Below are 24,014 nucleotides of genomic sequence, written 5' to 3'. Positions count from 1 at the left end.
CTAAAGATCAACGTGCCGCGACATGGAACGATGCGGGCGGCAGATGGTCATGCAGAAAAGGCACCGCGAACACGGTGATCTGCATAGCGATTTTTTGAAGAAGGGGGAAAGTGGTGCCCGAGGACGGATTCGAACCGCCGACACTGCGATTTTCAGTCGCATGCTCTACCAACTGAGCTACTCGGGCACTGCCTGCGTGGCTGCTCCGAAAGGGAGTAACCAGCGGTTGGTGGCGGGCCTATGGCCAAGCCAGCGGAGCTTGGCAAGCCCTTGATGACGAGAAAATTTCAATCGTCCTGTGGATTGTCCTCAAAGCCGGGCGCATCGCTGGTCGGATCGGCGGGATGGCCGGGTAGGGCATAGCCATCTTGCAGCCATTGCAGAAGATCGCGGTCGCGGCAGCGCTTCGAGCAGAAGGGCGTATGCTCGGCCGCGCGGGGTTTGCCGCAGATGGGGCATTTGCGTCCGGTTGTCGTCATGACGACAGCGCCTGCGCGAATCCGCCGCCAAGTGCAAGGGTGCGATCCTCATTCCAGCGAAGCGTGCGGCCAGTGCGGCGGGTAAGCTGGGCGAGCCAGTCGTCCGTGGTGGCGGCGCGCACGGCGGGATGGGCGGTGAGCAGCAGCGTGCCCGGCTCACTCACCGATTCGGCACGGCGCAGCAGGAGGCGGGCGGCTGCACCGGCCGGGTCCGCGCGCACGCGCTGCGCGATCGAGGGGCGGTCGAGGCGGGCGACCAGCTGGACAAAGCCGAACCCGTTCATCGCCGTGCGCTGATGAGGCCAGTGGTCCAGCGCGGCGGCCAGTGCCTCGTCCACTGCGCGGCGGTCCTCCTTCCGTTCAAGCGAGGGAAAGTCGATGCCGATCGAGCCGGCAAGGTCGAGCCGCCCCACGGCATCGGTAATCGCGGGCACGGCAGCCAGTGCCAGTGCGCGGGGGGGCAGGGTGCCGTCGATGTCGATGAGGGTCATGGCGGGCGTCGGCGTAACTACCAGCGCGCCGCCTTCGAAATCGATGACGCCGTCCAGCGCTTCGGCGATGATTTCGGGCCAGGGGTCTTCGGGAAAGCGGTGCAGGGTGCGTACCGGGAGGCTGCCTATCTGCAGGGACTGCGCGAGTTTGGGGGCCGGGCGGACAGGCAGGTCGCTGGCCCGGGCCTGCGCGCGCTTGAGGCGTCCGGTTTCGGCCATGGCGGCGCGGGTGACGATCACGCGCTGGCGGGCGCCTTCGCTGGCGGACGTCGGCAGGCCGCTCACCAGGGCTTCCTCACCCGAATCGAAACGGACGGTGCCGCGCGGCGATCCGGCGTGGCGGGAGACGAGAACGGCGTCGGCCACTTCACCGGCGGCAAGGCGGCCGGGCCACTCCAACCGGGCGGCAACGACCTGGCCGTCCTGAACGAGGATTGCGCGGGTTTCGCCGATCCCCTCCTCGATGAGCCATTCAGCCAAGGGCAAAGCCCGCCGCAAGCAGCAGTGCGCGCGTCTCGAACAGGGGAAGCCCGACGACGCCGGAATGGCTGCCGGAAATAGAGACGATGAGCCCTTCAGCGTTGCCCTGAATGGCATAGCCTCCGGCCTTGCCCTCCCATTCGCCGCCAGCGATGTAGGCTTCGATCTCGGCATGGCTGAGCAGCTTGAAGCGCACGATCGTCTCGCTCAGGCGTTCGCGCAGGGTGCCGTCGGGGCTGCGCAGCGCGATGGCCGACAGCACGCGGTGACGGCGGCCGGACAGCAGGGTCAGGCAGGCGCGCGCGGTTGCTTCATCCTCGGCCTTGGGCAAGATGCGGCGGCCGCAGGCGACTACCGTGTCGCCCGCCAGTACGCAGGCGTCAGGCGCAGATAGGGCCAGCGCCTTTTCGCGGGCCATGCGGCGGGCATAGTCGCGCGGCACTTCGCGGGGCTGCGGGGTTTCGTCGATGTCGGCGGCTTCGATCGCGTCTGGCGTGATGCCAAGGCGCGCGATCAGTTCGCGCCTGCGGGGGCTGGCCGATGCCAGGACTAGTTGGGGCATCAGCTTGGGCACCAGTGTCGAAGGAAGGGGCTTCGCCTGTAGCGCTGCCAGGTGGCAGATCAACCGCCAAACTGACCGGGACCGCCGCGACCGGGCATGAAACGATAGGTAACGCGGCCCTTGGAAAGATCGTAAGGCGTCAATTCTACCAAAACGTCGTCGCCGACCAGCACGCGGATGCGGTTCTTGCGCATCTTGCCGGCGGTATGCCCCAGAATTTCGTGGCCGTTTTCCAGCTCCACGCGAAACATCGCGTTAGGCAGAAGTTCAACCACGCGGCCGCGCATCTCCAGGAGTTCTTCTTTCGCCATTGGCGATCGTGTCCGTACCTGCTGGTGTGTCGCAAGTGGCATAACCAGCACTTCGCCAAAATGAAAGCCTTAGGCAAAGGGTTGGGGAATCCGCAGGAGGCAGTTTTTGTGGATTCCGCCTGGATACCGACAGGCCCGGCCGGGAACTATACTTACGCAAGGGTGCAGGGTGAGGTGCAAGGTGCTGCGCGGTCTTGCAGCGCGTTTCCCGGTTCATCGCAGCGCAAGACAATTGCGACAAAATGATACGGCGCAGTGGCTTGTGGTTCGAATGAGCCCGAGGCAATGGGGCGTCAGGGCGAGGAACATCGAATTTTGAATAAATGCTCTTGGCGGAGATTGCACTTGCGTTCCCTACCTCTGATCAGCCTGGTCGCGTGCCTGGGCATGCCTGCTGTTGCGATGGCTGCGGAAGCGCCTGCGCCGATGGTCGAGAAAGACGACAAGAACGACGATTCGCTCGAAGTTCACGGCGACGAAATTCTCGTCATGTCGCCGCGCATCATCGGTCAGATCGACGTACCGCAACAGCCCATCGAAGTCTTCGACGAAGAGGACATCGCCTCCTACGGCGTAAGCTCGATCGAGGAACTGCTCGACGCGATCAGCCCGCAGACCGGCAGCGGACGCGGGCGCGGCGACGGTCGGCCGGTGATGCTGCTCAACGGCCAGCGCATCAGCAGCTTTCGCGAGATGCGCAACATCCCGCCCGAGGCGATCCGCCGCCTTGAAGTGCTGCCCGAGGAAGTGGCGCTGCGCTTCGGCTATGCGGCGAACCAGCGGGTGGTGAACATCATCCTCAAGAACGAGTTCGCAGCCGTCACCACCTCGGACGAGTACAACCGCCCCACGCGCGGCGGTTATGACAATTACGAGCTGGAAACGGGCCTGTTCAAGGTGGCCGGACCGCGCCGCTACAATGTCACCGCCAAGCTCGACCAGACATCCATGCTGACCGAGGCCGAGCGCAACATCGAACAGGAAGCCTCGCGCGTTTCGAACGTCACCGGCGATCCCGACCCGGCACGCTATCGCAGCCTGGCGGCGAGCGATTCCGAATTCGTGCTGGAAGGCACGATGACACAGGGCCTCGGCGATGGCGGATTTGGCGGCTCGATCACGGCGACAGGCGGTTACACGCGCTCGCAGACGACTTCGCTCTCGGGTCTGGATGCCGTCACGCTGACCAACGGCGCAGGCCAAAGCGCGCTGCGTACGCTGCCTGATCCGCTTACCACCCGCTCGGTATCCGACACGTTCGAAGGCGGCCTCGGCTATTCGACGCTGATCGGCGAATGGCAGCTTAGCGCCACGTCAAACGCCACTTATGTCGATACCAATACCCGCGTCGACCGCAGGCGAGACACCTCTGCGCTGGCCGATGCGGCGCTGGCGGGGACGCTGGCGATCGACGGGGCGCTGCCCTTCGTGCCCGGCGCCGGGGTCGATGTCGCCACTACGCGCCAGTTGACACTGGCCAACCTCGCGACGATCTCGGGCAAGCCCTTCCGTATGCCTGCGGGCGAGGCGAACCTGACCGTCAAGGCCGGATACGATTTCGACCGCTCGGTCAGCGAGGATACCCGTACCACCCTGGGCGCTGTCACTCTCAAGCGCGGCGACGTGCTGGGCGGCGTCAATCTGGCCCTGCCGCTGACCAGCAAGGGCGAGGATTTCCTCGGCGCGGTAGGCGATATCACCCTGAATCTGAGCGGCGGGCTGGATCACCTTTCCGATTTCGGCACGCTCAAGGACTGGAGCGCGGGCCTCACTTGGTCGCCCACCGACACTCTGACCCTTCAGGCCAGCTATATCGTCGACGAAGCCGCGCCCAAGCTGACGCAGCTGGCCGCACCGACGATCCTGACCTACAACGTTGCCGTCTACGATTTCACCAAGGCGACTAGCGCACTTATCAACGTGACCAGCGGCGGCAATCCCGACCTGAAGAAGGAAACGCAGCGCGACTGGAAGATCTCGGCGCAATGGAAGCTGCCGTTCATGCAGCGCTCCAATCTTCTCGTCGAATATTTCCGCAACCGTTCGAGTGACGTGACGCAGGCGTTTCCGCTGCTCACCCCGGCGATCGAGGCGGCATTCCCCGGCCGCGTGACCCGCGACGGTGACGGCAACCTGATCGCCATCGACCGCCGCGCGGTGACATTCGACGAGGTTAAAAGCTCGTCGCTGCGCTGGGGTATCAATCTGTCCGGCAGTCTTGGCGGGGCTGGGTCGTCCGGTTCGGGCGGCGGTGCGGATCGGGCCGGTTCCGAGGGGGCTTCGGCGCGGCGCAGCGCGGGCACCGGCGGGCTGGTCGTCGGCGCAAACGGGCCGATGGCGGGCGTCCAGACGCTGGGCGGCCAGACGCAGTCTTCGGCAACGCCGGGCGCACGTCCGTCCTTCGACCCTTCGCGCTTTGCGGCCATGCGCCAGCAGCTTTGCGCGCCCGGAGCCGGTGAGCCCGATCTCTCGAAGATTCCCGAACGTATGCGCGAGCGTCTCATCGGCGCGGACGGCAAGATCGACCCGGCCAAGCTGGCCGAATTCAAGACGCGCGCCTGTGCGGCTGAGGGCGCTGCGGGGCCGGGCGCCGGCGGCGTGCCCGACCCGCAGCGCTTCGAGCGCCTCCGTACCGCGCTATGTGCGGGTGGCAGCGGTCCGCCCGATGTTGCCAGCCTGCCCGACCGCATGCGTGAGCGGCTGATGGGTGCGGACGGCAAGGTCGATCCCGAACGTCTGGCACAGCTGCGCCAACGGTTCTGCAGCGCCGACGCAGCCGGGCAAGGCGCTGCGCCTGCGCAGCCGGGCGATACCGCGCGCGAGGTGCGTTTTGCGGGCGGTCCTCCTGCGGAGCAAGCCGGCGGTCCGGGCGGAACCCGAGCGGAAGGTTCCGGCGACAGGGGCGGCCCGCGCGGTGCTGGAGGCCCAGGCGGTCCCGGCGGCGGCATGGGTATGGGCCCCGGCGGACGCGGCCCCGGCAGTCGCTGGAACATCGCGGTCTACCACACCTGGCGCTTTACCGACACGGTCCGCATCGCGCCGGGCGTGCCGATCCTCGACCAGCTCAATGGCGATGCCATCGGCGCGGGCGGCACGCCGCACCACGCGATCGAGGCGGAAGGCGGCCTGTTCAAGAATGGCTACGGCCTGCGTTTGAAGGCTGAGTGGGAAGCGCCTGCAAAGGTCAATGGCTCTGGCCAGCCGGGCAGTTCGGATCTGCGCTTCGGCAGCACGTTCGATCTTTCGCTGCGCATTTTTGCCGATCTGGGCCGCAACGAGGCACTCGTCGCGAAAATGCCGTTCCTAAAGGGTACGCGCCTTTCCTTCGTGGCCGACAACCTCCTCGATTCGCGCCAGCGCGTGACGGATGAGAACGGTGCGGTGCCGCTGGCCTACCAGCGCGCCTATCGCAATCCGCAAGGGCGCGTGGTCGGCATCGATTTCCGCAAGATGTTTTGAGGATATAGGACCGGCGGGTCTACCGATCCATCGCGCCATGCCCTATCTGACGGGCATGGCGCGAACACCTGCCGGCACTCCCGACACCCCCAATGGCACCGAACGCTTCAACGAGGAGCGCGCGGTTTCGAGCATACGCGGCTCTGAACAGCCCGATCTCCAGGCGGGGGTCGAGGTGATCCGTGACACCGTGCGCACCCTGCCGGTCAAGCCCGGTGTCTACCGCATGCAGGACGCGCGGGGCGATGTGCTCTATGTCGGCAAGGCGCGGGCGCTGAAGAACCGCGTGGCCAACTATACCCAGTGGGAACGCCTGCCCGGCCGCCTCCAGCGCATGGTCAGCCAGACGCGGTCGATGACCATCGTCACCACCAATTCCGAGGCCGAGGCGCTGCTGCTCGAAGCGCAGCTCATCAAGCGCTTCCGGCCAGCCTACAACGTCCTGCTGCGCGACGACAAATCGTTCCCCTTCATCCTGCTGCGCACCGACCACGAATTTCCGCGCATCATGAAGCATCGCGGCGCGCGGCGGCTGAAGGGCAATTACTACGGCCCCTTCGCCAGTGCCGGTTCGGTGAACACCACCATCAACGCCCTGCAGAAGCTGTTCCTGCTGCGCAGCTGCACCGACAGCTTCTTCGCCCGGCGCGACCGGCCCTGCCTGCTTTACCAGATCAAGCGCTGCTCTGCCCCGTGCGTAGCCCGCATCGACGAGGCGGGCTACGACGAACTCGTGCGCGAGGCTAAGGACTTCCTCGGCGGCAAATCCAATGCGGTGCAGCGCAAGATCGAGGTGCAGATGGCGCAGGCTGCGCAGGATCTCGATTTCGAACGCGCGGCAATGCTGCGCGACCGTCTGCGCGCGGCAACGTTCATCCAGGGCAGTCAGGCGATCAACGCCGAAGGTGTCGACAATGCGGATATCTTTGCGATGGCAACGCATGGCGGGCAGGTGGGCGTGCAGGCGTTCTTCATCCGCGGCGGCCAGAACTGGGGACACCGCGCCTTTTTCCCGTCCCACACCGAGGGATTGAGCGAGGAAGAAGTGATGCAGAGCTTCCTTGCCCAGTTCTATGAGGAAGTGCCCCCGGCACGCTGTATCCTGATCGACCGCGAATTGCCCGAGGCCGATCTTCTGGCCGAAGCTCTGCGCGAAGGCGCGGGCGGCAAGGTGGAAATCTCGGTCCCCCAGCGCGGCAGCCGCCGCCAACTGGTGGCGCAGGCAACGCGCAACGCGGTGGAGGCCCTCGAACGCCGCCTTGCCGAGCGGGGAACGCAGGCGAAAACCCACCGCGAAATGGCAGAGTTCCTTGAATTGTCGGATGTCCCGCAGCGGATCGAGGTCTACGATAACAGCCACATCCAGGGCACCAAGGCCGTCGGCGCGATGATCGTTGCCGGACCGGAAGGCTACCTCACCAACCAGTACCGCAAGTTCAACATCAAGACCGCGCAAAGCGACGATGATTTCGCGATGATGCGCGAGGTCATGACCCGCCGCTTCGGCCGGGTGCAGGAGGAAGATCCTGAGCGTCAGGGCGGAACCTGGCCCGATCTCGTTCTGATCGATGGCGGCAAAGGCCAGATGAACGCGGTGAAGGATGCGCTGGAGGAGCTGGGCATCGAGGACGTGGCGCTGATCGCCATCGCCAAGGGCCCGCATCACGGACGGGAAGGGCGCGAGGTGTTCCACTTCCCCGATGGCCGCGAAAAGATGTTGCCGGTCAATTCCCCGGTGCTGTTCTATCTCCAGCGACTGCGTGACGAGGTCCACCGCTTCGTCATCGGGGCCCACCGCGCCAAGCGCAGCCGCGCCATCACAGCCAGTCCGCTGGACGAAATCCCAGGCATCGGCCCGGCACGCAAACGCGCGCTACTTCTGCACTTCGGCACGGCAGGCAAAGTGCGCGCGGCCAGTCTGGAAGACCTCCAGAGAGCGCCGGGAGTAAGCGCGGCGGTCGCCCAGACGATCTACGATTTCTACCACCCGCGCGGGTGAAAGAGCCTGCCGGTCAGGCGGGGCGCAGTTTGGCGGTCGTGATGTGCCAGCCTTGCGAGATGCCCATGCTGCGATTGATCTGGCGCAGGTCGTACTTTCCGGTGAAACGCTGGTGTCGGCCGTCGTTCAATTCGGCGTCGATGGTCACCGGCACTGTCACATAGATCGAACCGGCGCCGCCTTCGATGCTGGAGACCTTGCCGATCTCCACATGGGTGCGGCGGGTATCGGCATAGCCGTTGGCGAACTGCTCAAGCGTCTGCGCGGGATTGCCGTTGGGCCCCCACAGCGACCATGCTGCGGCATAGTCACGCGCGTTGACGGCATCGTAAAAGCGCCGGACAAGGTCGGCAGCGGCCTCGCTGCCGATGGGATCTACGGCGCAAGCAGGTGTCTTTACGAAATCCTCGCCAAGGATGGCACAGCCGCGTGCGACCTCGTTGCGGATCATCGCGCAGGAGTTTTCGGCATTGCACGGCGGGCGCGTGGCAGGAGAAACTGCCCGGCACTGCGCGACCAGCTTGCGCGCGGCGCTCTCGCCGATGTCTGCGGCGCAGGAAATGGGGGCGGAGGACGAAGGTGCCGGGATGGCGGTTGCCGTCTCCTCGTCCGCCGTAAGGGCCGACGAGGATGAGAGCGGCGCCGGCTCGCTGGCCGCGGTATCAGCGCTTTGTACGGCGGATTGGCTGGACTGCGCCGGTGCGGGCTGCTCGCCGCTATCGCCGCAACCGGAGGCGATAAGCGCAAACACGCCCAGCAGCGGCAGGGTCAGATGGTTGGAAAATCTCATCCGGCAATCCTCATCGTCATCCCGGGCGGAGTGCTCGGCCTGTCATGACAACGGGAAAACCGGGGCCGTGTTCCTGCGGCCGAGCCAAGCGGCCGGGTAACGGCGGCGGGCGGGCGTCTGATGACGGCTCAGTTCTTGGGCACGGGCTGCCTGACGTCAGGCTCGGACTTGAATGCCAATTCGCCGTCGTCCTTGCCTTTTTTCTTGCCGCCCTTGGCGTCCTTCTTGGCCATGCTCTTTATCTCGTCGAGACGCGCCTGAACCACGCTGGCGGGGGCGGGCGATGCCGGATAACGGCACCCCTTCGCCTGGCCCAGACCCTTGAGATATCCGCGCCGGGTAAGCCCCGCCTGAATCGCCGCGTTGACCTTGCGGTCCTGCGCATTGGCGCCCGAGACTTCGCGGATCAGCCCGCGAAACGGGATGAACGAGGCAACCACCCACTTGCCCACCCGGCCGGCGCTGATGCGGTCACGCTCGGCCTGCGGCAGGTCGATGTCAGGGCCGAGCACTTCGTCGAGTTCCTGGATGGCACCGGCGATCTGGCGGCACTTGCCCAGTCCCGCCATGGCATAGGGCTGCGCGGTAGCCTTCACCAGCAAGGCCGGAATCTCGCCGTCGCGCCCTACGTTGAGATCGTTCATCGGGGTCTTGGCGACATCGACGGCATCGGGATCGCGATTGGTGATCGCCTTGTCGTCCTGCCGGGCGATTGCGGGCGTCGCGAGAATTCCGGTGACGATGACCGCGTTGAGCCAGTATTTGCGCATCCCTGTATCCTTTTTTCCGTTCCGGCGCGGCGACCTCTGAAGTAGAGCCGCCCGATCGAACCGCGCCGTCGTGTCAGCAGGTCGATCGAACCTGCGCTATTTCATCTCACCGACGTGAACGTGTCACAGGCGTCCTCGTTCCCGGTGTCGAGGCCGCGCTTCAGCCAGCTCATGCGTTCGGCGCTGGAACCGTGGGTGAAGCTCTCCGGGCTGACGGCTTGGCCGGCGTTCTTCATCAGGGTATCGTCGCCGATGGCGCTGGCGGCGGTGAGACCTTCCTCCATGTCGCCCGGCTCGATCAGTTCGCGGTTCTTGCCCGCCCATACACCGGCATAACAATCTGCCTGAAGTTCCATCTTCACCTGAAGCGCGTTGGACTGCGAGGGACTGCGCTGCTGCGCCTGCCGGACCTGGGCGTTGATGCCCTGCAATTGCTGCAGGTGGTGGCCGTATTCATGTGCCATTACATAGTACCGTGCGAAGTCGCCCTTGGCGCCGAGTTCCTTGTCGAGCTGGTCGTAGAAACTGGTGTCGATGTAGATGCCTTGGTCTGCCGGGCAGTAGAACGGGCCCATCGCGCTCTGCGCTGCGCCGCAGCCGCTGCGCGTGCCGCCCTTGTAGAAGTTCAGGGTCGGCTGTTCAAAAGCGATATTCGCCTTCTGGAACAACGGCTGCCAGGTGCGGTTGAGCGAATCGAGCGCATTGCAGGATTCGGTCGCATAAGCATTCTCCGTGCAATATTCCTCCACCGTCTTGGGTGGGGAATCCGGTGCGGGCACGGACGTCTGTTGCTGCACACCCTGTAGCGAGCCAAGCATCTGACCGGGATCGACCCCGAAAACCAGCGCACCGATCAGCACGATCACGATGGTTCCGCAGCCCATCTTGCCGCCGCCGCCGCCCGGAAAACCGCCGCCGCCCCCACCGGAGACGCGGATGTTGCTGGGATCGAACCTGGTAAGCCTCATCGGTGAATAGTCCTTCCCTCTGTTCGTGCCGTACTAAACCTTCTTGCAGCGGGCTGATCAATTCGCAATCGCCGCCACTGTTCCGCCAGATGTGCGCAGCAGGCTCAGTGTTGCCCCATCGCGTCATGTGCGGATGGCGCGGTTAAAAATGATGCGAAGTGCCCAATGCGGCGGAGATTTCTCAACCGCTGCCGATTTTGTGTCGTATAGGTGCAGGACGATGAAGGCGGGTGCTTTTACAGCAGGGGCATGGGTTTGGAGAACGGCTGCGGGCTTGGCGCTTGCAGCTGCGCTGATACCTGTGTCCATGATCGCCGCCAGCGTCAGCCGCGCCGACCGCGAGATCGAAGGCCGGCTGCGCGCACATATCGAGATTCTCGCCAGCGACGATTTTGACGGCCGTGAACCCGGCACCGAGGGCGAGGCGAAGACGCTGCGCTATCTTGCTCGGCAATGGTTCGACATCGGCCTGGTTTCAGGTACCAACGATCCGGGTAACGAGTGGTTCGCGCCCGTCACCCTTGTCGCGCGGGAGCCTGAGAAGGGCACCGCGCAGTTCCTGCGCCGCGGTTATCGCACCACGATAGCGCCCAGGGACGTGCTGGTCCTGACCTCGGGCAAGCGCAGTCTGGTGCGCAACGCACCGCTGCTGTTCGTGGGCAAGGCGCGCAGCCAGGATTTCTCCCGCACCGAACTGGCGGGCCGTATCGCTGTTGTGCTCGATGGAGATACGCCCGACAGCGCCCGGCAGAACGACCTGCTGACCCAGGGCGCATCGGCTGTGCTGACGGTGCTCGACGGAGAGCGCAGCCTTGAAGAAGTAGCATCGCGGCGGCAGCGCACCGGCTATGCCCTGTCCGAGGATTCGCTGGGCGGCGATCTCGAAGCCTTCGTCGGCCGCGCGACGATGGAAACCCTGCTCAAGGGCACGGCGCATAGCCTGGCCTCGCTGGAAGCGGCGGCGGCGGCCCCCGATTTCGTGCCGATCATGCTGGACGTCACCGCTTCGCTGGAAGCCAGCACTAACGAGACGACGATCCGCACTCACAACCTCATCGGCAAGCTGCCGGGCCGCAACAGGCAGGCCGGGGCCGTGATGTTCGTGGCTCACTGGGATCATTTCGGCGAATGCGGCGAGGCTCCGGCAGAGGATGTGGTCTGCAATGGCGCGATAGACAACGCCAGCGGTGTCGCCGCGCTGACCGAGATCGCTCGCCGCCTTGCCCGGACCCCGCAGATGGACCGCGACGTCTATTTCCTTGCAACTACGGGTGAGGAACTGGGCCTGCTGGGCGCCCATGCCTTTGCCGAGGAGCCGCCGCTTCCGCTAGAAAAGATCGTTGCCGCCTTCAACATCGATTCGATCGCGATCGCCCCGCGCAAGACGCCTTTCGCCATTGTCGGGCGCGGCATGACCGGGCTGGACAGGGACATCGCCCGCGTTGCCAAGGCCGAAGGCTTCAAGCTGCGCGAGAACGACGACGCCAACGAATTCGTCAAGCGGCAGGACGGCTGGGCCTTGCTTCAGCATGATATTCCGGCGGTAATGGTCACCACGGCTTATGGTGATATCGACCGGATGCGCGCCTTTTTCGATAGCGACTATCACCGCCCCAGCGACGACCTTTCGCACCCGCTCCAGCTTGAAGGCGCGGTCGACGATGTGAAGATGCTGACTGCGCTGGGCCGCTGGTTCGGCGATACCCGCAGGGTGCCGATTGCAGGGCCTTCTGCGAAAACCGCGGTAAAGTCATCCCAGCCGGTGAAATGAGCCTCTAGCGCCGGGGGGTGCCTTTGATTACATGGGCCGCCACGATTCTCCCCCGCAAAGGCATTGGTGGCGCACATGGATATCCAGCTCGGACTTACTTTCGACGACGTGTTGCTGCGTCCAGCAAAGTCCGACATCGTGCCCACCCAGGCCGATACCCGCACCATGCTGACCCGCACCATCGGGCTCAACATCCCGGTTATCTCCTCTGCGATGGACACCGTGACCGAGGCGGACATGGCTATCGCCATGGCGCAGATGGGCGGCATCGGGGTGCTTCACCGCAATCTCACCATCGAGGAACAGTGCGCCGCCGTCCGCCAGGTAAAGCGCTATGAGAGCGGCATGGTGGTCAATCCCATCACCATCGATCCCAACGCCACGCTGGGCCAGGCGCAGGCGCTGATGCTCGCCAACAAGATCAGCGGCATCCCGGTGGTCGAGGCTTCGGGCCGTCTGGTGGGCATCCTCACCAACCGCGACGTGCGCTTTGCCGACAACCCGATGCAGCCGGTGCGCGAACTGATGACGCATGAAAACCTCGCCACGGTGGGGATCGGCGTCGGCAAGGAAGAGGCGCGCCGCCTCCTGCACCACCGCCGCATCGAAAAGCTGCTGGTCGTCGATGACAGCTTTCACTGCGTGGGTCTCATCACCGTCAAGGACATCGAGAAGGCCGTGACGTATCCGGACGCAACGAAGGACGGCGCCGGCCGCCTGCGCGTTGCCGCCGCCACCACCGTGGGCGACAAGGGCTTCGAGCGCACCGAGGCGCTGCTCGCCGCCGAGTGCGACGTGGTCGTCATCGACACCGCGCACGGCCACAACAAGGACGTGGCGCTGGCTGTCGAGCGGGTCAAGCGGCTGTCGAACTCGGCGCAGGTCATCGCCGGCAACGTCGCCACCGCAGAAGCAGCGCGCGCGCTGATCGATGCCGGTGCGGACTGCATCAAGGTGGGCATCGGCCCGGGCTCGATCTGCACCACGCGCATCGTCGCGGGCGTCGGCGTGCCGCAGCTCACCGCCGTCATGGAAGCCGCCGAGGAAGCCGACAAGTCCGGCGTTCCGGTGATCGCCGATGGCGGTCTGCGCACTTCGGGCGATGCGGCCAAGGCGCTTGCCGCCGGTGCCTCGACGATCATGGTGGGTTCGATGCTGGCCGGAACCGAGGAAGCGCCGGGCGAGACGTTCCTGTACCAGGGCCGCGCCTACAAGTCGTACCGCGGCATGGGTTCGGTCGGCGCGATGGGCCGGGGTTCCGCCGACCGCTACTTCCAAGGCGACATCAAGGACCAGATGAAGCTGGTTCCCGAGGGCATCGAAGGCCAGGTGGCCTACAAGGGCCCGGCGCGCGATGTGATCCACCAGTTGGTCGGCGGCATCAAGGCGGCAATGGGCTACACCGGCTCGCCGACGATCGACGACATGCGCCGTAACTCGAAGTTCATCCGCATCACCGGTGCGGGCCTTCGCGAAAGCCACGTCCACGACGTGACGATCACCCGCGAAGCGCCGAACTATCCCACGCGCGGATAAACCGGTGCTGTTCCCCGAACGGGGGAAGAGAACCATCGCGCAGCGATGGTGGAGGGGCACACGCGAAACCGCGGGCTCCCTTGCCGTCTTGCGAGCAGCTTTTCCGTACCGGGGAAGAATTTCATGACCCCCGCCGCCCGCGTCCAGGCTGCGATCGAAGTGCTGGACCTCGTGATCGAGGCGGCCCGTTCGAACGGAGCGCCGGCTGATCGCCTGATCGGCGACTGGTTCCGCACCCGCCGCTTCGCCGGCAGCGGTGACCGCCGCGCCGTGCGCGAGCTGGCCTACCGCGCGATTCGCCTTTGCGGTGAAGTGCCCGAAACCGGCCGTGCGGCAATGCTGCGCGTTGCCGGCGAAGACCCGCAGGTTGCCGCGCTGTTCGACGGTTCTCGCCATGCTCCCGCTGCGATTGGGGCGGGGGAGCAGGCGGCTGCGGGCGGTGTCGCCCCGGCCTGGCTGATGCAGCGCCTTGCCGAAAGCGGTATCGACGCGGCGCAGGCAGAATCGCTTCTGGACCGCGCACCGCTCGACATTCGCGTCAACACGCTGCGGGCGGGCACCCTGCAACTGCCGGAAGGCGGCCAGCGCACCGCTTCGGGCAACGGGTGGCGCTATCTACCCGATACCCGGATCGAACAGACCAGCGCTTATCTCGAAGGCATGGTCGAGGTGCAGGACGCCGGTTCGCAGCTCACCTGCGAAGTTGTTGCGGCGCGGCCCGGAGAGACGGTGATCGACCTGTGCGCAGGGGCAGGGGGCAAGACCCTCGCCCTTGCCGCCGCGATGGAGAATACCGGCAGGCTGATCGCCGCCGACGCCGACCGTATGCGACTTTCGCGTCTTGCGCCCCGCGCGCAGCGTGCCGGGGCGACGGGGATCGAGACACTGCTGCTCGACGCCAATCGCGAAATGGAAGCGCTGGCCCCTTTCGTGGACAAGGCTGATGCAGTTCTGGTCGACGCGCCCTGTTCGGGCACCGGCACTTGGCGGCGCAACCCCGAGGCGCGCTGGCGGCTGACCGACAAGCAACTGGAGCGCTACGCCGCGATCCAGTCGCGCCTGCTGGATATCGCGGCGCGGCTGGTCCGGCCGGGCGGGCGTCTGGTGTTTGTCACCTGCTCGCTGCTCGATGCGGAAGGCGCGGGGCAGGCGGCGGGGTTCCTTGCCCGCAATACCGGCTTCCGCGCCGAGATCCCGGTATTGCCTGCTGGCACCGTGCGCGGAGCGGGGCTCAGATTGTCTCCGTATCATGACGGAACCGACGGCTTTTTCGTCGCACGCTTCGTTCGCCTGTGATAGCGTCGGCCGCTATGATGAGGACGAAGACCTCGGCCAAGGACCTGCTGATGCGCTATACGCCCGTTGCTGTTGCTCTTTCCCTTCTTGCCGTCATTTCATCCAGCGTCTCGCATTCCCAATCGCCTCAGGCGCTGGATCCGCGCGCTGTAGCGCTGATTGCCGAGGGGCGCAGCGCGCTGGCGTCAGGGCAGGTGGATGGTGCTGTGGATGCTTATGAATCGGCGCTTACGGTGGAACCGGGCAGTGTCACGGTCCTTCTTGGCCTTGCCGAAGCCACGCGCCGCCAGGGCATGCAGGGCAAGGCGCTGCACTATTACCGCGTTGCGCTGAACAACGATCCTCGCAACCTCGTCGCCATTGCGGGTGAGGGCATGGCGCTGGCTGAAAAGGGCGCGACCGAGAAGGCCAACCGCAACCTTGCCCGTCTGCAGACGCTTTGCGGCAAGTCCTGCTCTGAAGCGCAGAACCTGGCGGCCGCTATCGCCAAGGGCCCGTCGCCCCGCATGGTCAGCGCCGATGCGGTGACGACAAAGCAGGTGGTTTCGGAGAACTGATTTCGGCGGGGCTGTGCCTGCGTGAGCGGGCTTGGACAGGCTCTGGCTTAGCGGGATGAGCGCAGTTCGGACTGACCCCTCCCGATTTGAATTCAAACCGACCTGCGCTCACCCTGAGGTTGTCGAAGGGCGTAGGCACGGCGCTCAGATCAGTGCGCGAAATTCTTCCAGAACAGCGCGGTAGACCCGCTTCTTGAACGGTACGATGAGGTCGGGCAGCAGTTCGGCGTCCACCCATTTCCAGTCGCAGAACTCGGCCGGCTTGTGTGCTTCAAGGTCGATGCCATCATCGCTGCCGTCGAAGCGGGCGAGGAACCAGTGCTGGCGCTGGCCGCGATATTTGCCCTTCCACAGCTTGCCGAGCAGTTCCTCAGGCAGGTCGTAGAGCAGTTCTTCCCTGGTCTGGGAGAGCAGCTTGACGTGTTCCTGGGTGACGCCGGTTTCTTCCCACAGTTCGCGGAACGCCGCAGCCTTGAGGTCTTCGCCATCGTCTACGCCGCCTTGGGGCATCTGCCACCAGTCACCTTCGCGCGTGTCGATTCGCTTGCCGACGAAAACCTTGCCGTCGGCATTGACGAGCATGACACCCACGCAGGGGCGATAGGGCAGGGACGAAAAGTCATTCATCGAGATGCGTATTTCCGAAATTGAAGGGACAGGTCAGGACGGGCTTACGGGAAGGTGCTTGAGAGGGATTTCACAGGCTCTTCACTTGGGCATGGACCATCGCAGGACAGGATGGCCTACGCCAGTCCCCTTGACTAGCAGGTATTGTGGTCCACATCACTAAAGGACCGCTGGTGCCGACTGACAAATGACAGGTTTGTCCGCGCGAGAGTTTTCTGGATTGTCAGCCATGGCGGGAGCGACCAGCCTCGGGAGAGAGGAATTTCAGGCAGAAAACTGCCGGAGAGGATCAGAAAATGGCGACACGATCTGCCCAGCACGGTTCCGCAGACGGGGCTGGCCAAGATACGCAGGCATCCGTGCACGAAGCCTCTCCCGAAGCGGTCGTCGTCCGTTTCGCGGGCGACTCCGGGGACGGGATGCAATTGACCGGAGGGCAGTTCACCCTGTCCACCGCGCTCGCCGGCAACGACCTTGCCACCTTCCCTGATTTTCCTGCCGAGATCCGCGCGCCCCAGGGCACGCTTTTCGGTGTTTCCGCCTTCCAGATCAATTTCGGGTCGAGCGAGATCACCACGGCCGGCGATGCGCCCGACGTGCTGGTGGCGATGAACCCGGCCGCGCTCAAGACCAATGTGCAGGCGCTGAAACCCGGTGGCCTCGTGATCGCCGACACCGGGGAGTTTACCAAGCGCAACCTCGAAAAGGCTCGGTACGAGGCCAGCCCGCTGGATGATGGCAGCCTTGCCAGATGGGATGTTCTGGCTTTCGATATCTCCGCGCTGACGCTGGAGGCGGTGAAGCCCTTCGGCCTCGGCAACAAGGAGGCGCTGCGCTGCAAGAACATGTGGACGCTGGGTTTGGCGCTATGGATGTTCGACCGCGACCGCCGACCGCTGGTCGACTGGCTGAACGCCAAGTTCGCCAAAAGCCCGGTCCTGGCGCAAGCCAACATCGCCGCACTCAATGCGGGCCATGCTTACGGCGAGACGGCCGAACTGGCCGGACCGCTCAGGAAGCTGCACGTCGATCCGGTTGCGAGCGAACCGGGCCTCTACCGCACGATCACCGGGGCCGAAGCGGTCAGCCTTGGCCTTGTCGCGGGCGCGCAGCTGGCAGGGCTGCCGATGTTCTTCGGCGGCTATCCGATCACTCCTGCTTCGGCGATCCTTCATCATCTTGTGAAGATGAAGGAATTCGGTGTCACCACTTTCCAGGCGGAGGACGAGATTGCCGCGATCTGCGCGGCGATCGGGGCGTCCTATGCCGGGCAACTGGGCGTCACGTCCTCGTCCGGTCCCGGCATCGCCCTCAAGGGCGAGGCGATGGGGCTGGCGATCATGACCGAACTGCCGCTTATCATCGTCAATTCGCAGCGGGGAGGACCCTCGACCGGCCTTCCGACCAAGACCGAGCAGTCGGACCTCTATCAGGCGGTATATGGGCGTAATGGCGATGCGCCGCTGCCGGTCATCGCCGCGCGCTCTCCCGCCGACGCTTTCGAATGCGCGGTCGAGGCCTGCCGGATCGCGGTCGCATACATGACCCCGGTGATACTGCTGACGGACGGCTACATCGGCAATGCCTCCGAACCCTGGAAAGTGCCCGACCCGGCCTCGTTCACACCGTTTCCCGTGGCTTTCCTGGAAGAGAACAACAATCCCGGCGGCAAGGTGCTGCCTTTCAGGCGCGACGCGCGCGGGGTGCGGCCGTGGATCAAGGCGGGCACGCCGGGCCTCATGCACCGCATCGGCGGGATCGAGAAGGCCATCGACACGGGCAACATCGATTACGCCCCCGACGTCCACCAGGCACAGACAGACGCGCGCAAGGCCAGGATCGACGGGATCGCTCATGATGTTCCGCCGCAGGAGGTGGCGCTGGGGGAGGCTCGTGGCAAGCTGGCGGTGGTAGGCTGGGGTTCGACCTTCGGGCCTATCCACCAGGCCGTGCGCCGCGCGCGCCGTAAAGGGTTCGACGTGAGCCATGTCCACGTCCGGCATGTCTGGCCATTGCCCGCGAACCTGCGCGAATTGCTCGGCGGCTTTGGGCAGGTGCTGGTGCCCGAGATGAACACCGGCCAGTTCAAGACGGTGCTGCGCGACCAGTTCCTGATCGACGCGGTGCCGTTGGCCAAGACCAGCGGCCAGCCCTTTGCCATCGCCGAAATCGAGGCGGCCATCGCCACCTTCTTCGACGGCATACCGGGCAACGAGGGCGGCGAAGTGGCAGTCAACGAGACCCAGCTTCCAGCCCCCGAAATCGACCAGCCCTGAGCGAGAGGACGGAAAAAACATCATGAACGACATGACCCCGATCCAGACCACCCTCAAGGACTGGGAAACCGACCAGGAAGTACGCTGGTGCCCCGGCTGCGGCGACTATGCAATCCTGAAGGCGGTGCAGCGTACATTGCCGATGGTCGGCGCGGACCCGAAGAATACTGTGTTCGTATCGGGTATCGGCTGCTCCAGCCGGTTTCCCTATTACATCGAGAGCTACGGTTTCCACACCATTCATGGCCGCGCACCGGCCTTTGCGACAGGGATCAAGCTGGCCAACCCGGACCTCGACGTATGGCTGGTGACAGGGGACGGCGACGGCATGTCGATCGGCGGCAACCATACGATGCACATCCTGCGTCGTAATCTCGACTGCCAGATCATGCTATTCAACAACGAGATCTACGGCCTGACCAAAGGGCAGTATTCGCCGACAAGCCGGGTGGGCACGCCTTCGCCGACATCGCCGATCGGATCGGTTGACCGTCCGGCGCTGCCTTGCGCCTTTGCCTTGGGCGCGGGCGCGCGGTTCGTGGCGCGCGGGTACGACGTATCGAAGGATCTTCCCGAAGTGCTCATCGCCGCATACCGCCACAAGGGGGCGGCCTTCATCGAGATTTTCCAGAACTGCATCGTCTACAACAAGGATCGCTTCGACGACTTCACGGCCAAGGCGGTCGCGGCCGATAACCAGATCATGTGCAAGGACGGAGAGCCTCTGCTTTTCGCCAAGGAAACCAAAGGCCTGTCACTCGACCTTGAGACGCTTTCGCTGAAAGTCGTCGATGTGGTAGACGGGGACTGGCAGGCGGCTGGCGTGGCCGTTCACAACCCGCGTAACCGGGGACTGGCGCATATGCTGGTGGAGATGCCCTTCGGCGCATTCCCGATGGCGCTGGGGGTGATCTACGACGATCCCGCGCCGACGTTCGAGAGCGCCGTGATCGCCGAACGCGCCAGTCTGATTGCGGGCAAGACGGCGGACCTCGGCAAACTGCTGTCCAAAGGCCAAACGTGGACGGTGCCGGAGCCGGGCGACGCGCACGGTTTGATGGATTGACGGCCGCCGCGCTCTCGGCCCCATCATTGCGAGCGTAGAAAGCAACCTTGAGCATAGCCAGGGTGCCGTGGGTTGCCATGTCGCATTGTGCGGTCGATAGTGCTGGACGATGCAACTCGCGGTAGATCATGGATAATCTCACCCACAGCCTCGTCGGCTGGGCTCTGGCCGAGACGGGGCTGAAGCGCCGTACCCGCAAGGGACTGGCCGCCTGCATACTTGCCGCGAACATGCCGGACATCGATGTGTTCTTTGGCTGGGCGCCGTGGACGCCGCTCGCCACGCACCGGGGCTTCACCCACGGGCTTGTCGGCGGGGTGCTGCTGATGCCGCCATTACTGGCAGGGCTGTTGCTGCTGCTCGACCGGTGGCAGATTCGCCGGGGCGCGGTGTTTAAAAGCGGCTTGCCGATGAATGCCGGGTGGCTGCTGGCGCTTTGCTATCTGGGAGCGCTGACCCATCCGCTGCTCGACCTGCAGAATGTCTACGCGATCCAGCTGCTGTCGCCGTCGAGCGGGCGCTGGTTCCATACCGATGGGCTGTTCATCGTCTCGCCCTGGCTGCTGGCGATGCTGGGCACCGGCCTGTGGCTGGCGCGCGGGCGATGGAAACGCAGGGCCAGAAGAGCGGGAAAGCCTGCGGTTGCTGCGCTGGCGGGCGTGAGCGGCTTCATCGCGGCGAACATCGGTATCTCGGCGCTTGCGTGGCAGGCAGCGGGTAATTCCGAGCTTCACGCAAAACCCGACCGCATATTCGCCTCGCCCGAACCGCTGCTGTTCTGGCGCCGCGATGTGATCTGGCGGGAGCGGGGAGCAATTACGCAGGGTCGCTACGATCCCTTGCAGCGGCTCACTGTTCTCGTTGAAGCCGGTCGGCCCGTGGCGGACAACATGGCCGACCCGGTGGTCCGCCGCGCTGCTACGGCGACCCCGGAAGTCGTGAAATTCCTCGCCTGGTCGCAGATGCCGGTGGCCCGCATCGCGCCGCAAGGCTGCCAGACGACGGTGACGTTCGGGGACGCGCGTTATTCCGGCCCGGCGCTCAGCCGCAACTTCAATGTCTCCGCTACGGTGCCGACGTTTGCTCCGGGGTGTCCGGCTCGCTGAAGTCCTCGGCGGCGTCTACCGTGGCTTTTGCCGGCCGATAGAGCAGGGCGCTCGCCAGGAACGCCCAGCCGGCACCGCCCAGCCATCCGGCAACCACGTCGCTTGGCCAATGGACGCCCAGCCAGACCCGGCTCCAGGCGATGATCAGGCTGATCGTCATGGCAGCGGCTGTCACGGTCGCTCGCACTGACGCGCGGTTGCTAAGGGCCGCGAACGCCAAGGCTACGGCGATATAGACGACGGCGGCATTAAAACTGTGTCCGCTGGGAAAACTGTTGCCGCCCGCTTCCATCAGGTGCGGCACGATCTGCGGCCGGGGCCTGCCGACCAGCCCTTTTACCGCGCTGTTGACCAGCCATCCGCCGACGACCGTCAGCGCCAGCAGCGCGGCTTCGCGGCGCAAGCGCAGGAACAGCAGTGCTACCAAGGCGGCGATCGCGAAGAGGTTACGCAGCACGACGCCGCCCAGCGCGGTAATGTCGCGAACGGCTTCCAGCAGCCCAGCAGGCCCGCGCGGTTGAAGCGTATCATCGCGCCAGAACAGCAATCCGGTGCGGTCGAGCGCCTGAACATTTCCGGTTTGCACCGCCCATGCGGCAATGGCCGCGCCTAACCAGCACAAGGCCGCGCAGACCAGCGCCTTGCGTGGATCGATACGATAGCCACGTTTCGGCAGCGTGAGGGTTTCGGAAGCTACGACCATTGGTCTAGGGAACGCGCTGGTTGAAAAGGCGTTGCGTGTCCATGAATTCCCCTGTCATCGTCTGGCTGCGGCGCGACCTTCGTTTGTCCGACCAGCCTGCCATCGCCGAGGCCGCTCGAAAAGGCCCCGTGATTCCGGTCTACGTCCTCGACGACGAAACGCCGCGGCACCGCGCTATGGGCGGCGCCTCGCGCTGGTGGCTGCATCACTCGCTGGCCAGCCTTGATGCAGCCCTTCGGGAGAAAGGCTCAAAGCTGATCCTGCGCCGGGGGAAGAGCGAGGGCGTGCTGGCGCGGTTGGCCGAGGAAACCGGAGCCAAAGAAATCCACGCTCTGCATCACTACGAACCGTGGTGGCGCAATGCCGAAAAGGCCGTGGCCAAGCATACGCAGCTGTGTCTGCACCACGGTAACTACCTTGCGCCGGCAGGCTCGGTGACCACGGGCACAGGCGGGCTCTACAAGATCTACACTCCATTCTGGCGGACCTTGCGCGAACGCCTGCCGCCCCCGCAGCCGGAGCGCCGGCCCCAGGTGATTGCAGCCCCGGCTTCATGGCCCCGGTCGGACAGCCTGAAGGACTGGGCGCTGCTTCCCACGAAGCCCGACTGGGCAGGCGGCATGCGCGATACGTGGGAACCCGGCGAGGCCGGCGCGAAAAAGCGGCTTCAAACCTTCGTTGAGGAAGCTTCTTCCTACGAGGGGCAGCGCAACCTTCCAGGCGTGGAGGGCACCTCGATGCTTTCGCCGCACCTCCATTTCGGCGAGATTTCACCGGCGCAGATATGGCATATGGTGGCGGATGCAGGCGGTTCGGTAGGTACTTTCCTTGGGGAGCTGGGTTGGCGCGATTATGCGCAGAACGTGATCCTTCAATATCCCGACTACGGCGTCAAACCGGCGCGGGAACCGTTTGACGATTTTCCGTGGCGCAGCGGCGGCGACGTGAACGCGCAGATCGCCGCGTGGCAGCAGGGCCGCACCGGCTATCCTATCGTCGATGCCGGGATGCGCCAGCTATGGCACACCGGCTGGATGCATAACCGCGTGCGCATGATCGCCGCGAGTTTCCTGGTGAAGCATATGCTGGTCGACTGGCGTGAGGGCGAGCAGTGGTTCTGGGACACGCTCGTCGATGCCGACTACGGCTCCAATTCGGTGAACTGGCAGTGGACTGCGGGCTCCGGCGTCGATGCCAACATGTTCGTCAGGATCATGGCGCCGCTCTCTCAGTCCGAGAAGTTTGACGCTGCCGGCTATATTCGTGAATGGGTGCCCGAACTGCGGGATTTGCCTGATGGAGAAATCCACGATCCTTCGCCGGCTGCCCGGCCAAAGGCATACCCCGACCGGCTGGTCGACCACCGGGTAGCAAGGGAGCGCGCGCTCGCGGCCTGGCAGAAAGCGAAAGCGCATTAGCGAACTTTCATCCTTGGGCAATTGCCCAGGGGCCGATTCGCGTTCATATCATGCGCCATGAATGCTCACGTATCGGGCCGAGGCGGCGATCTGGTTGAAGGCGGAAGGCGCATCGGCGCGGGGCCGCAATGGCTTGCGCGGCTGTGGTCGGGCGGCGTTCAGAAGATTCTCGACCGTATTGATCGGGGCCTGCAAACCGGTTCCATCATGGCGACATTGCCCGGCGGCGAGACGCGGTTGCTGGGCGGCCGCAATGCGGGTTTCGACGCTGTCGTCGACCTCAAGAAATGGCGCGCGCTGCTGCGGTTGGCGACCGGGGGGTCAGTGGGCTGGTATCAGGCCTGGGCTGCGGGGGAGTGGGACAGCCCGGATCCGGTGCCGCTGTTTGCTCTGTTCATGGCCAATGCCACAGCGCTGGGCGGCGCTGCCCGGGCCCATGGGCCTTGGCGGCTGCTGAGCCGGGTTCTGCACCGCCTCAACAGCAATTCGCGCGCCGGTTCGCTGAAGAATATTCATGCCCACTATGATCTCGGCAACGACTTCTACCGGACGTGGCTGGGAGAGACGATGATCTATTCCAGCGCGCTCTATTCCGAGCTTGAGAGCGGGCCGAACGCCTACAGCCAGTTCGTTACCGAACTGGACTGCGCGCAGTCGGGCAAGGTAGCCGCGATCATCGAGCGACTGGGACTGGCCGAGGGCGACAAGGTGCTCGAGATCGGTTGCGGCTGGGGCACGCTGGCGGCCTTTATGGCCAGCCACCAAGGCGTCCACGTCGATGCCATCAGCCTGTCGGACGAACAACTGGCCTATGCCCGTGCGCGCTGGAAGGTCGAGGCCGGGAGCGTGGACTTTCGCAAGCAGGATTACCGCGATGTCCACGGCCGGTACGACGCGATCGCCTCGGTGGAGATGGTGGAGGCGGTGGGACGTGACTACTGGCCCGACTTCTTCGACTGCGTGGCGCGGAACCTGCGTTCCGGCGGTCGTGCCGGTATTCAATACATTTCGATCCGCGATGAAATCTTCGAGCACTATGCCGCCAGCGCGGATTTCATCCAGACATACGTGTTCCCCGGCGGGATGCTCATCAAGGAAAGCGAATTTCGCGCGCTTGCCGCCGAGCGTGGGCTGTCGTGGGAAGATCAGCACAATTTCGGGGGCGACTATGCCCGGACCTTGCGCGAATGGCGGTGCAACTTCGACCTCGCGGTGGAGGAAGGGCGCCTGCCGAGCGGCTTCGACGAGCGGTTCGTGCAGCTATGGCGTTACTATCTGATGTACTGCGAAGGCGGCTTTCTGGGCAGCGGTATCGAGGTTTCGCAAGTAACGCTGGTGAAGGGCTGAGG

20 protein-coding genes and 1 tRNA gene are annotated in these 24,014 nt (G+C 64.9%); 11 read left to right on the top strand and 10 right to left on the bottom strand.

The window, feature by feature from the left end; all coding sequences use genetic code 11:
• Positions 1-111: 111 nt before the first annotated feature.
• From TQ38_RS10685 to infA, 5 genes are all read right to left on the bottom strand, one after another.
• Positions 112-187: transfer RNA gene (locus TQ38_RS10685), tRNA-Phe, on the bottom strand.
• 100 nt (positions 188-287) lie between these two features.
• On the bottom strand, positions 288-479 hold the full coding sequence (locus tag TQ38_RS10680) for a DNA gyrase inhibitor YacG (protein WP_043972746.1): 192 nt from the start codon (positions 477-479) through the stop codon (positions 288-290).
• Positions 476-1,450 (bottom strand): ribonuclease, encoded by a 975-nt coding sequence (locus TQ38_RS10675; RefSeq protein ID WP_043972748.1) that lies wholly within the window; start codon positions 1,448-1,450, stop codon positions 476-478. Before TQ38_RS10675 ends, TQ38_RS10680 begins: the two co-directional genes overlap by 4 nt.
• Positions 1,443-2,012: a nucleoside triphosphate pyrophosphatase gene (locus TQ38_RS10670; protein ID WP_043973453.1), complete on the bottom strand. Its 570-nt coding sequence runs from the start codon at positions 2,010-2,012 to the stop codon at positions 1,443-1,445. Before TQ38_RS10670 ends, TQ38_RS10675 begins: the two co-directional genes overlap by 8 nt.
• Positions 2,013-2,071: 59 nt before the next feature.
• Complete coding sequence (gene infA, locus TQ38_RS10665) at positions 2,072-2,323, bottom strand: translation initiation factor IF-1 (RefSeq protein ID WP_043972750.1); 252 nt, start codon at positions 2,321-2,323, stop codon at positions 2,072-2,074.
• 345 nt (positions 2,324-2,668) lie between these two features.
• Here infA and TQ38_RS31385 point away from each other — a divergent pair, with 345 nt between their 5' ends.
• Positions 2,669-5,782, top strand: a complete 3,114-nt coding sequence (locus tag TQ38_RS31385) for a TonB-dependent receptor domain-containing protein (RefSeq protein WP_052505604.1) — start codon at positions 2,669-2,671, stop codon at positions 5,780-5,782.
• 37 nt (positions 5,783-5,819) lie between these two features.
• Positions 5,820-7,781: an excinuclease ABC subunit UvrC gene (gene uvrC, locus TQ38_RS10655; RefSeq protein WP_043972753.1), complete on the top strand. Its 1,962-nt coding sequence runs from the start codon at positions 5,820-5,822 to the stop codon at positions 7,779-7,781.
• A gap of 13 nt (positions 7,782-7,794) precedes the next feature.
• Here uvrC and TQ38_RS10650 read toward each other — a convergent pair whose 3' ends face one another.
• From TQ38_RS10650 to TQ38_RS10640, 3 genes are all read right to left on the bottom strand, one after another.
• The gene (locus tag TQ38_RS10650; RefSeq protein WP_043972754.1) at positions 7,795-8,571 is read right to left on the bottom strand and encodes a nuclear transport factor 2 family protein; all 777 of its coding nucleotides are present in this window, start codon (positions 8,569-8,571) and stop codon (positions 7,795-7,797) included.
• A 128-nt stretch (positions 8,572-8,699) separates the two neighbouring features.
• On the bottom strand, positions 8,700-9,341 hold the full coding sequence (locus TQ38_RS10645; protein ID WP_043972756.1) for a hypothetical protein: 642 nt from the start codon (positions 9,339-9,341) through the stop codon (positions 8,700-8,702).
• 101 nt (positions 9,342-9,442) lie between these two features.
• Entirely contained in the window at positions 9,443-10,309 is an 867-nt protein-coding gene (locus tag TQ38_RS10640; RefSeq protein WP_043972758.1) for a neutral zinc metallopeptidase, read from the bottom strand.
• A gap of 220 nt (positions 10,310-10,529) precedes the next feature.
• On the opposite strand from TQ38_RS10640, the gene TQ38_RS10635 reads away from it, so the two are divergent.
• The 4 genes from TQ38_RS10635 (at position 10,530) to TQ38_RS10620 (ending at position 15,469) form a co-directional block, all read left to right on the top strand.
• Complete coding sequence (locus tag TQ38_RS10635) at positions 10,530-12,080, top strand: M28 family peptidase (RefSeq protein ID WP_082057578.1); 1,551 nt, start codon at positions 10,530-10,532, stop codon at positions 12,078-12,080.
• Between the two features lie 75 nt (positions 12,081-12,155).
• Positions 12,156-13,616, top strand: coding sequence for an IMP dehydrogenase (guaB, locus tag TQ38_RS10630; RefSeq protein WP_043972762.1), 1,461 nt, complete (start codon positions 12,156-12,158; stop codon positions 13,614-13,616).
• A 123-nt stretch (positions 13,617-13,739) separates the two neighbouring features.
• Positions 13,740-14,912, top strand: coding sequence for an RsmB/NOP family class I SAM-dependent RNA methyltransferase (locus tag TQ38_RS10625; RefSeq protein WP_113941912.1), 1,173 nt, complete (start codon positions 13,740-13,742; stop codon positions 14,910-14,912).
• 14 nt (positions 14,913-14,926) lie between these two features.
• Positions 14,927-15,469, top strand: coding sequence for a hypothetical protein (locus tag TQ38_RS10620; RefSeq protein ID WP_043972765.1), 543 nt, complete (start codon positions 14,927-14,929; stop codon positions 15,467-15,469).
• A 144-nt stretch (positions 15,470-15,613) separates the two neighbouring features.
• Here TQ38_RS10620 and TQ38_RS10615 read toward each other — a convergent pair whose 3' ends face one another.
• Positions 15,614-16,096, bottom strand: coding sequence for an RNA pyrophosphohydrolase (locus TQ38_RS10615; RefSeq protein ID WP_043972766.1), 483 nt, complete (start codon positions 16,094-16,096; stop codon positions 15,614-15,616).
• Positions 16,097-16,392: 296 nt separating this feature from the next.
• Between TQ38_RS10615 and TQ38_RS10610 the strand changes: the two genes are divergently transcribed.
• The 3 genes from TQ38_RS10610 (at position 16,393) to TQ38_RS10600 (ending at position 20,544) form a co-directional block, all read left to right on the top strand.
• Positions 16,393-18,372 carry a 2-oxoacid:acceptor oxidoreductase subunit alpha gene (locus TQ38_RS10610; protein WP_043972767.1) on the top strand — a complete coding sequence of 660 codons (1,980 nt, stop codon included), beginning with the start codon at positions 16,393-16,395 and terminating at the stop codon, positions 18,370-18,372.
• A gap of 22 nt (positions 18,373-18,394) precedes the next feature.
• A complete protein-coding gene (locus tag TQ38_RS10605; RefSeq protein WP_043972768.1) occupies positions 18,395-19,438 on the top strand; it encodes a 2-oxoacid:ferredoxin oxidoreductase subunit beta in 1,044 nt (347 codons plus the stop codon).
• 128 nt (positions 19,439-19,566) lie between these two features.
• Positions 19,567-20,544 carry a metal-dependent hydrolase gene (locus TQ38_RS10600; protein ID WP_043972769.1) on the top strand — a complete coding sequence of 326 codons (978 nt, stop codon included), beginning with the start codon at positions 19,567-19,569 and terminating at the stop codon, positions 20,542-20,544.
• On the opposite strand, the gene TQ38_RS10595 is transcribed toward TQ38_RS10600, so the two are convergent.
• Positions 20,504-21,247, bottom strand: coding sequence for a phosphatase PAP2 family protein (locus TQ38_RS10595; RefSeq protein ID WP_043972770.1), 744 nt, complete (start codon positions 21,245-21,247; stop codon positions 20,504-20,506). The genes TQ38_RS10600 and TQ38_RS10595 overlap by 41 nt on opposite strands.
• 41 nt (positions 21,248-21,288) lie before the next feature.
• Between TQ38_RS10595 and TQ38_RS10590 the strand changes: the two genes are divergently transcribed.
• Both TQ38_RS10590 and TQ38_RS10585 read left to right on the top strand, forming a co-directional pair.
• Complete coding sequence (locus TQ38_RS10590) at positions 21,289-22,665, top strand: deoxyribodipyrimidine photo-lyase (protein WP_043972771.1); 1,377 nt, start codon at positions 21,289-21,291, stop codon at positions 22,663-22,665.
• 57 nt (positions 22,666-22,722) lie between these two features.
• A complete protein-coding gene (locus tag TQ38_RS10585) occupies positions 22,723-24,012 on the top strand; it encodes a cyclopropane-fatty-acyl-phospholipid synthase family protein (protein ID WP_043972772.1) in 1,290 nt (429 codons plus the stop codon).
• The last annotated feature ends 2 nt before the right edge of the window (positions 24,013-24,014 follow it).

It is taken from the genome of Novosphingobium sp. P6W, assembly GCF_000876675.2.
GTDB lineage: Bacteria > Pseudomonadota > Alphaproteobacteria > Sphingomonadales > Sphingomonadaceae > Novosphingobium.
Note: the sequence above shows the minus strand (reverse complement) of the source record. Positions and strands in the feature narration are given on the sequence as shown.

Bases quoted from the DNA above. Each gene is read 5' to 3' on its own strand.
- TQ38_RS10670 (WP_043973453.1), bottom strand. From the start codon at position 2,012: ATGCCCCAACTAGTCCTGGCATCGGCCAGCCCCCGCAGGCGCGAACTG.
- TQ38_RS10635 (WP_082057578.1), top strand. From the start codon at position 10,530: ATGAAGGCGGGTGCTTTTACAGCAGGGGCATGGGTTTGGAGAACGGCT.
- guaB (WP_043972762.1), top strand. From the start codon at position 12,156: ATGGATATCCAGCTCGGACTTACTTTCGACGACGTGTTGCTGCGTCCA.
- TQ38_RS10585 (WP_043972772.1), top strand. From the start codon at position 22,723: ATGAATGCTCACGTATCGGGCCGAGGCGGCGATCTGGTTGAAGGCGGA.
- TQ38_RS10595 (WP_043972770.1), bottom strand. From the start codon at position 21,247: ATGGTCGTAGCTTCCGAAACCCTCACGCTGCCGAAACGTGGCTATCGT.
- TQ38_RS10625 (WP_113941912.1), top strand. From the start codon at position 13,740: ATGACCCCCGCCGCCCGCGTCCAGGCTGCGATCGAAGTGCTGGACCTC.
- TQ38_RS10645 (WP_043972756.1), bottom strand. From the start codon at position 9,341: ATGCGCAAATACTGGCTCAACGCGGTCATCGTCACCGGAATTCTCGCG.
- TQ38_RS10615 (WP_043972766.1), bottom strand. From the start codon at position 16,096: ATGAATGACTTTTCGTCCCTGCCCTATCGCCCCTGCGTGGGTGTCATG.
- TQ38_RS10680 (WP_043972746.1), bottom strand. From the start codon at position 479: ATGACGACAACCGGACGCAAATGCCCCATCTGCGGCAAACCCCGCGCG.
- TQ38_RS10620 (WP_043972765.1), top strand. From the start codon at position 14,927: ATGATGAGGACGAAGACCTCGGCCAAGGACCTGCTGATGCGCTATACG.
- TQ38_RS10600 (WP_043972769.1), top strand. From the start codon at position 19,567: ATGGATAATCTCACCCACAGCCTCGTCGGCTGGGCTCTGGCCGAGACG.
- TQ38_RS10640 (WP_043972758.1), bottom strand. From the start codon at position 10,309: ATGAGGCTTACCAGGTTCGATCCCAGCAACATCCGCGTCTCCGGTGGG.
- TQ38_RS10590 (WP_043972771.1), top strand. From the start codon at position 21,289: ATGAATTCCCCTGTCATCGTCTGGCTGCGGCGCGACCTTCGTTTGTCC.
- infA (WP_043972750.1), bottom strand. From the start codon at position 2,323: ATGGCGAAAGAAGAACTCCTGGAGATGCGCGGCCGCGTGGTTGAACTT.
- TQ38_RS10650 (WP_043972754.1), bottom strand. From the start codon at position 8,571: ATGAGATTTTCCAACCATCTGACCCTGCCGCTGCTGGGCGTGTTTGCG.
- TQ38_RS10605 (WP_043972768.1), top strand. From the start codon at position 18,395: ATGAACGACATGACCCCGATCCAGACCACCCTCAAGGACTGGGAAACC.
- TQ38_RS10610 (WP_043972767.1), top strand. From the start codon at position 16,393: ATGGCGACACGATCTGCCCAGCACGGTTCCGCAGACGGGGCTGGCCAA.
- uvrC (WP_043972753.1), top strand. From the start codon at position 5,820: ATGCCCTATCTGACGGGCATGGCGCGAACACCTGCCGGCACTCCCGAC.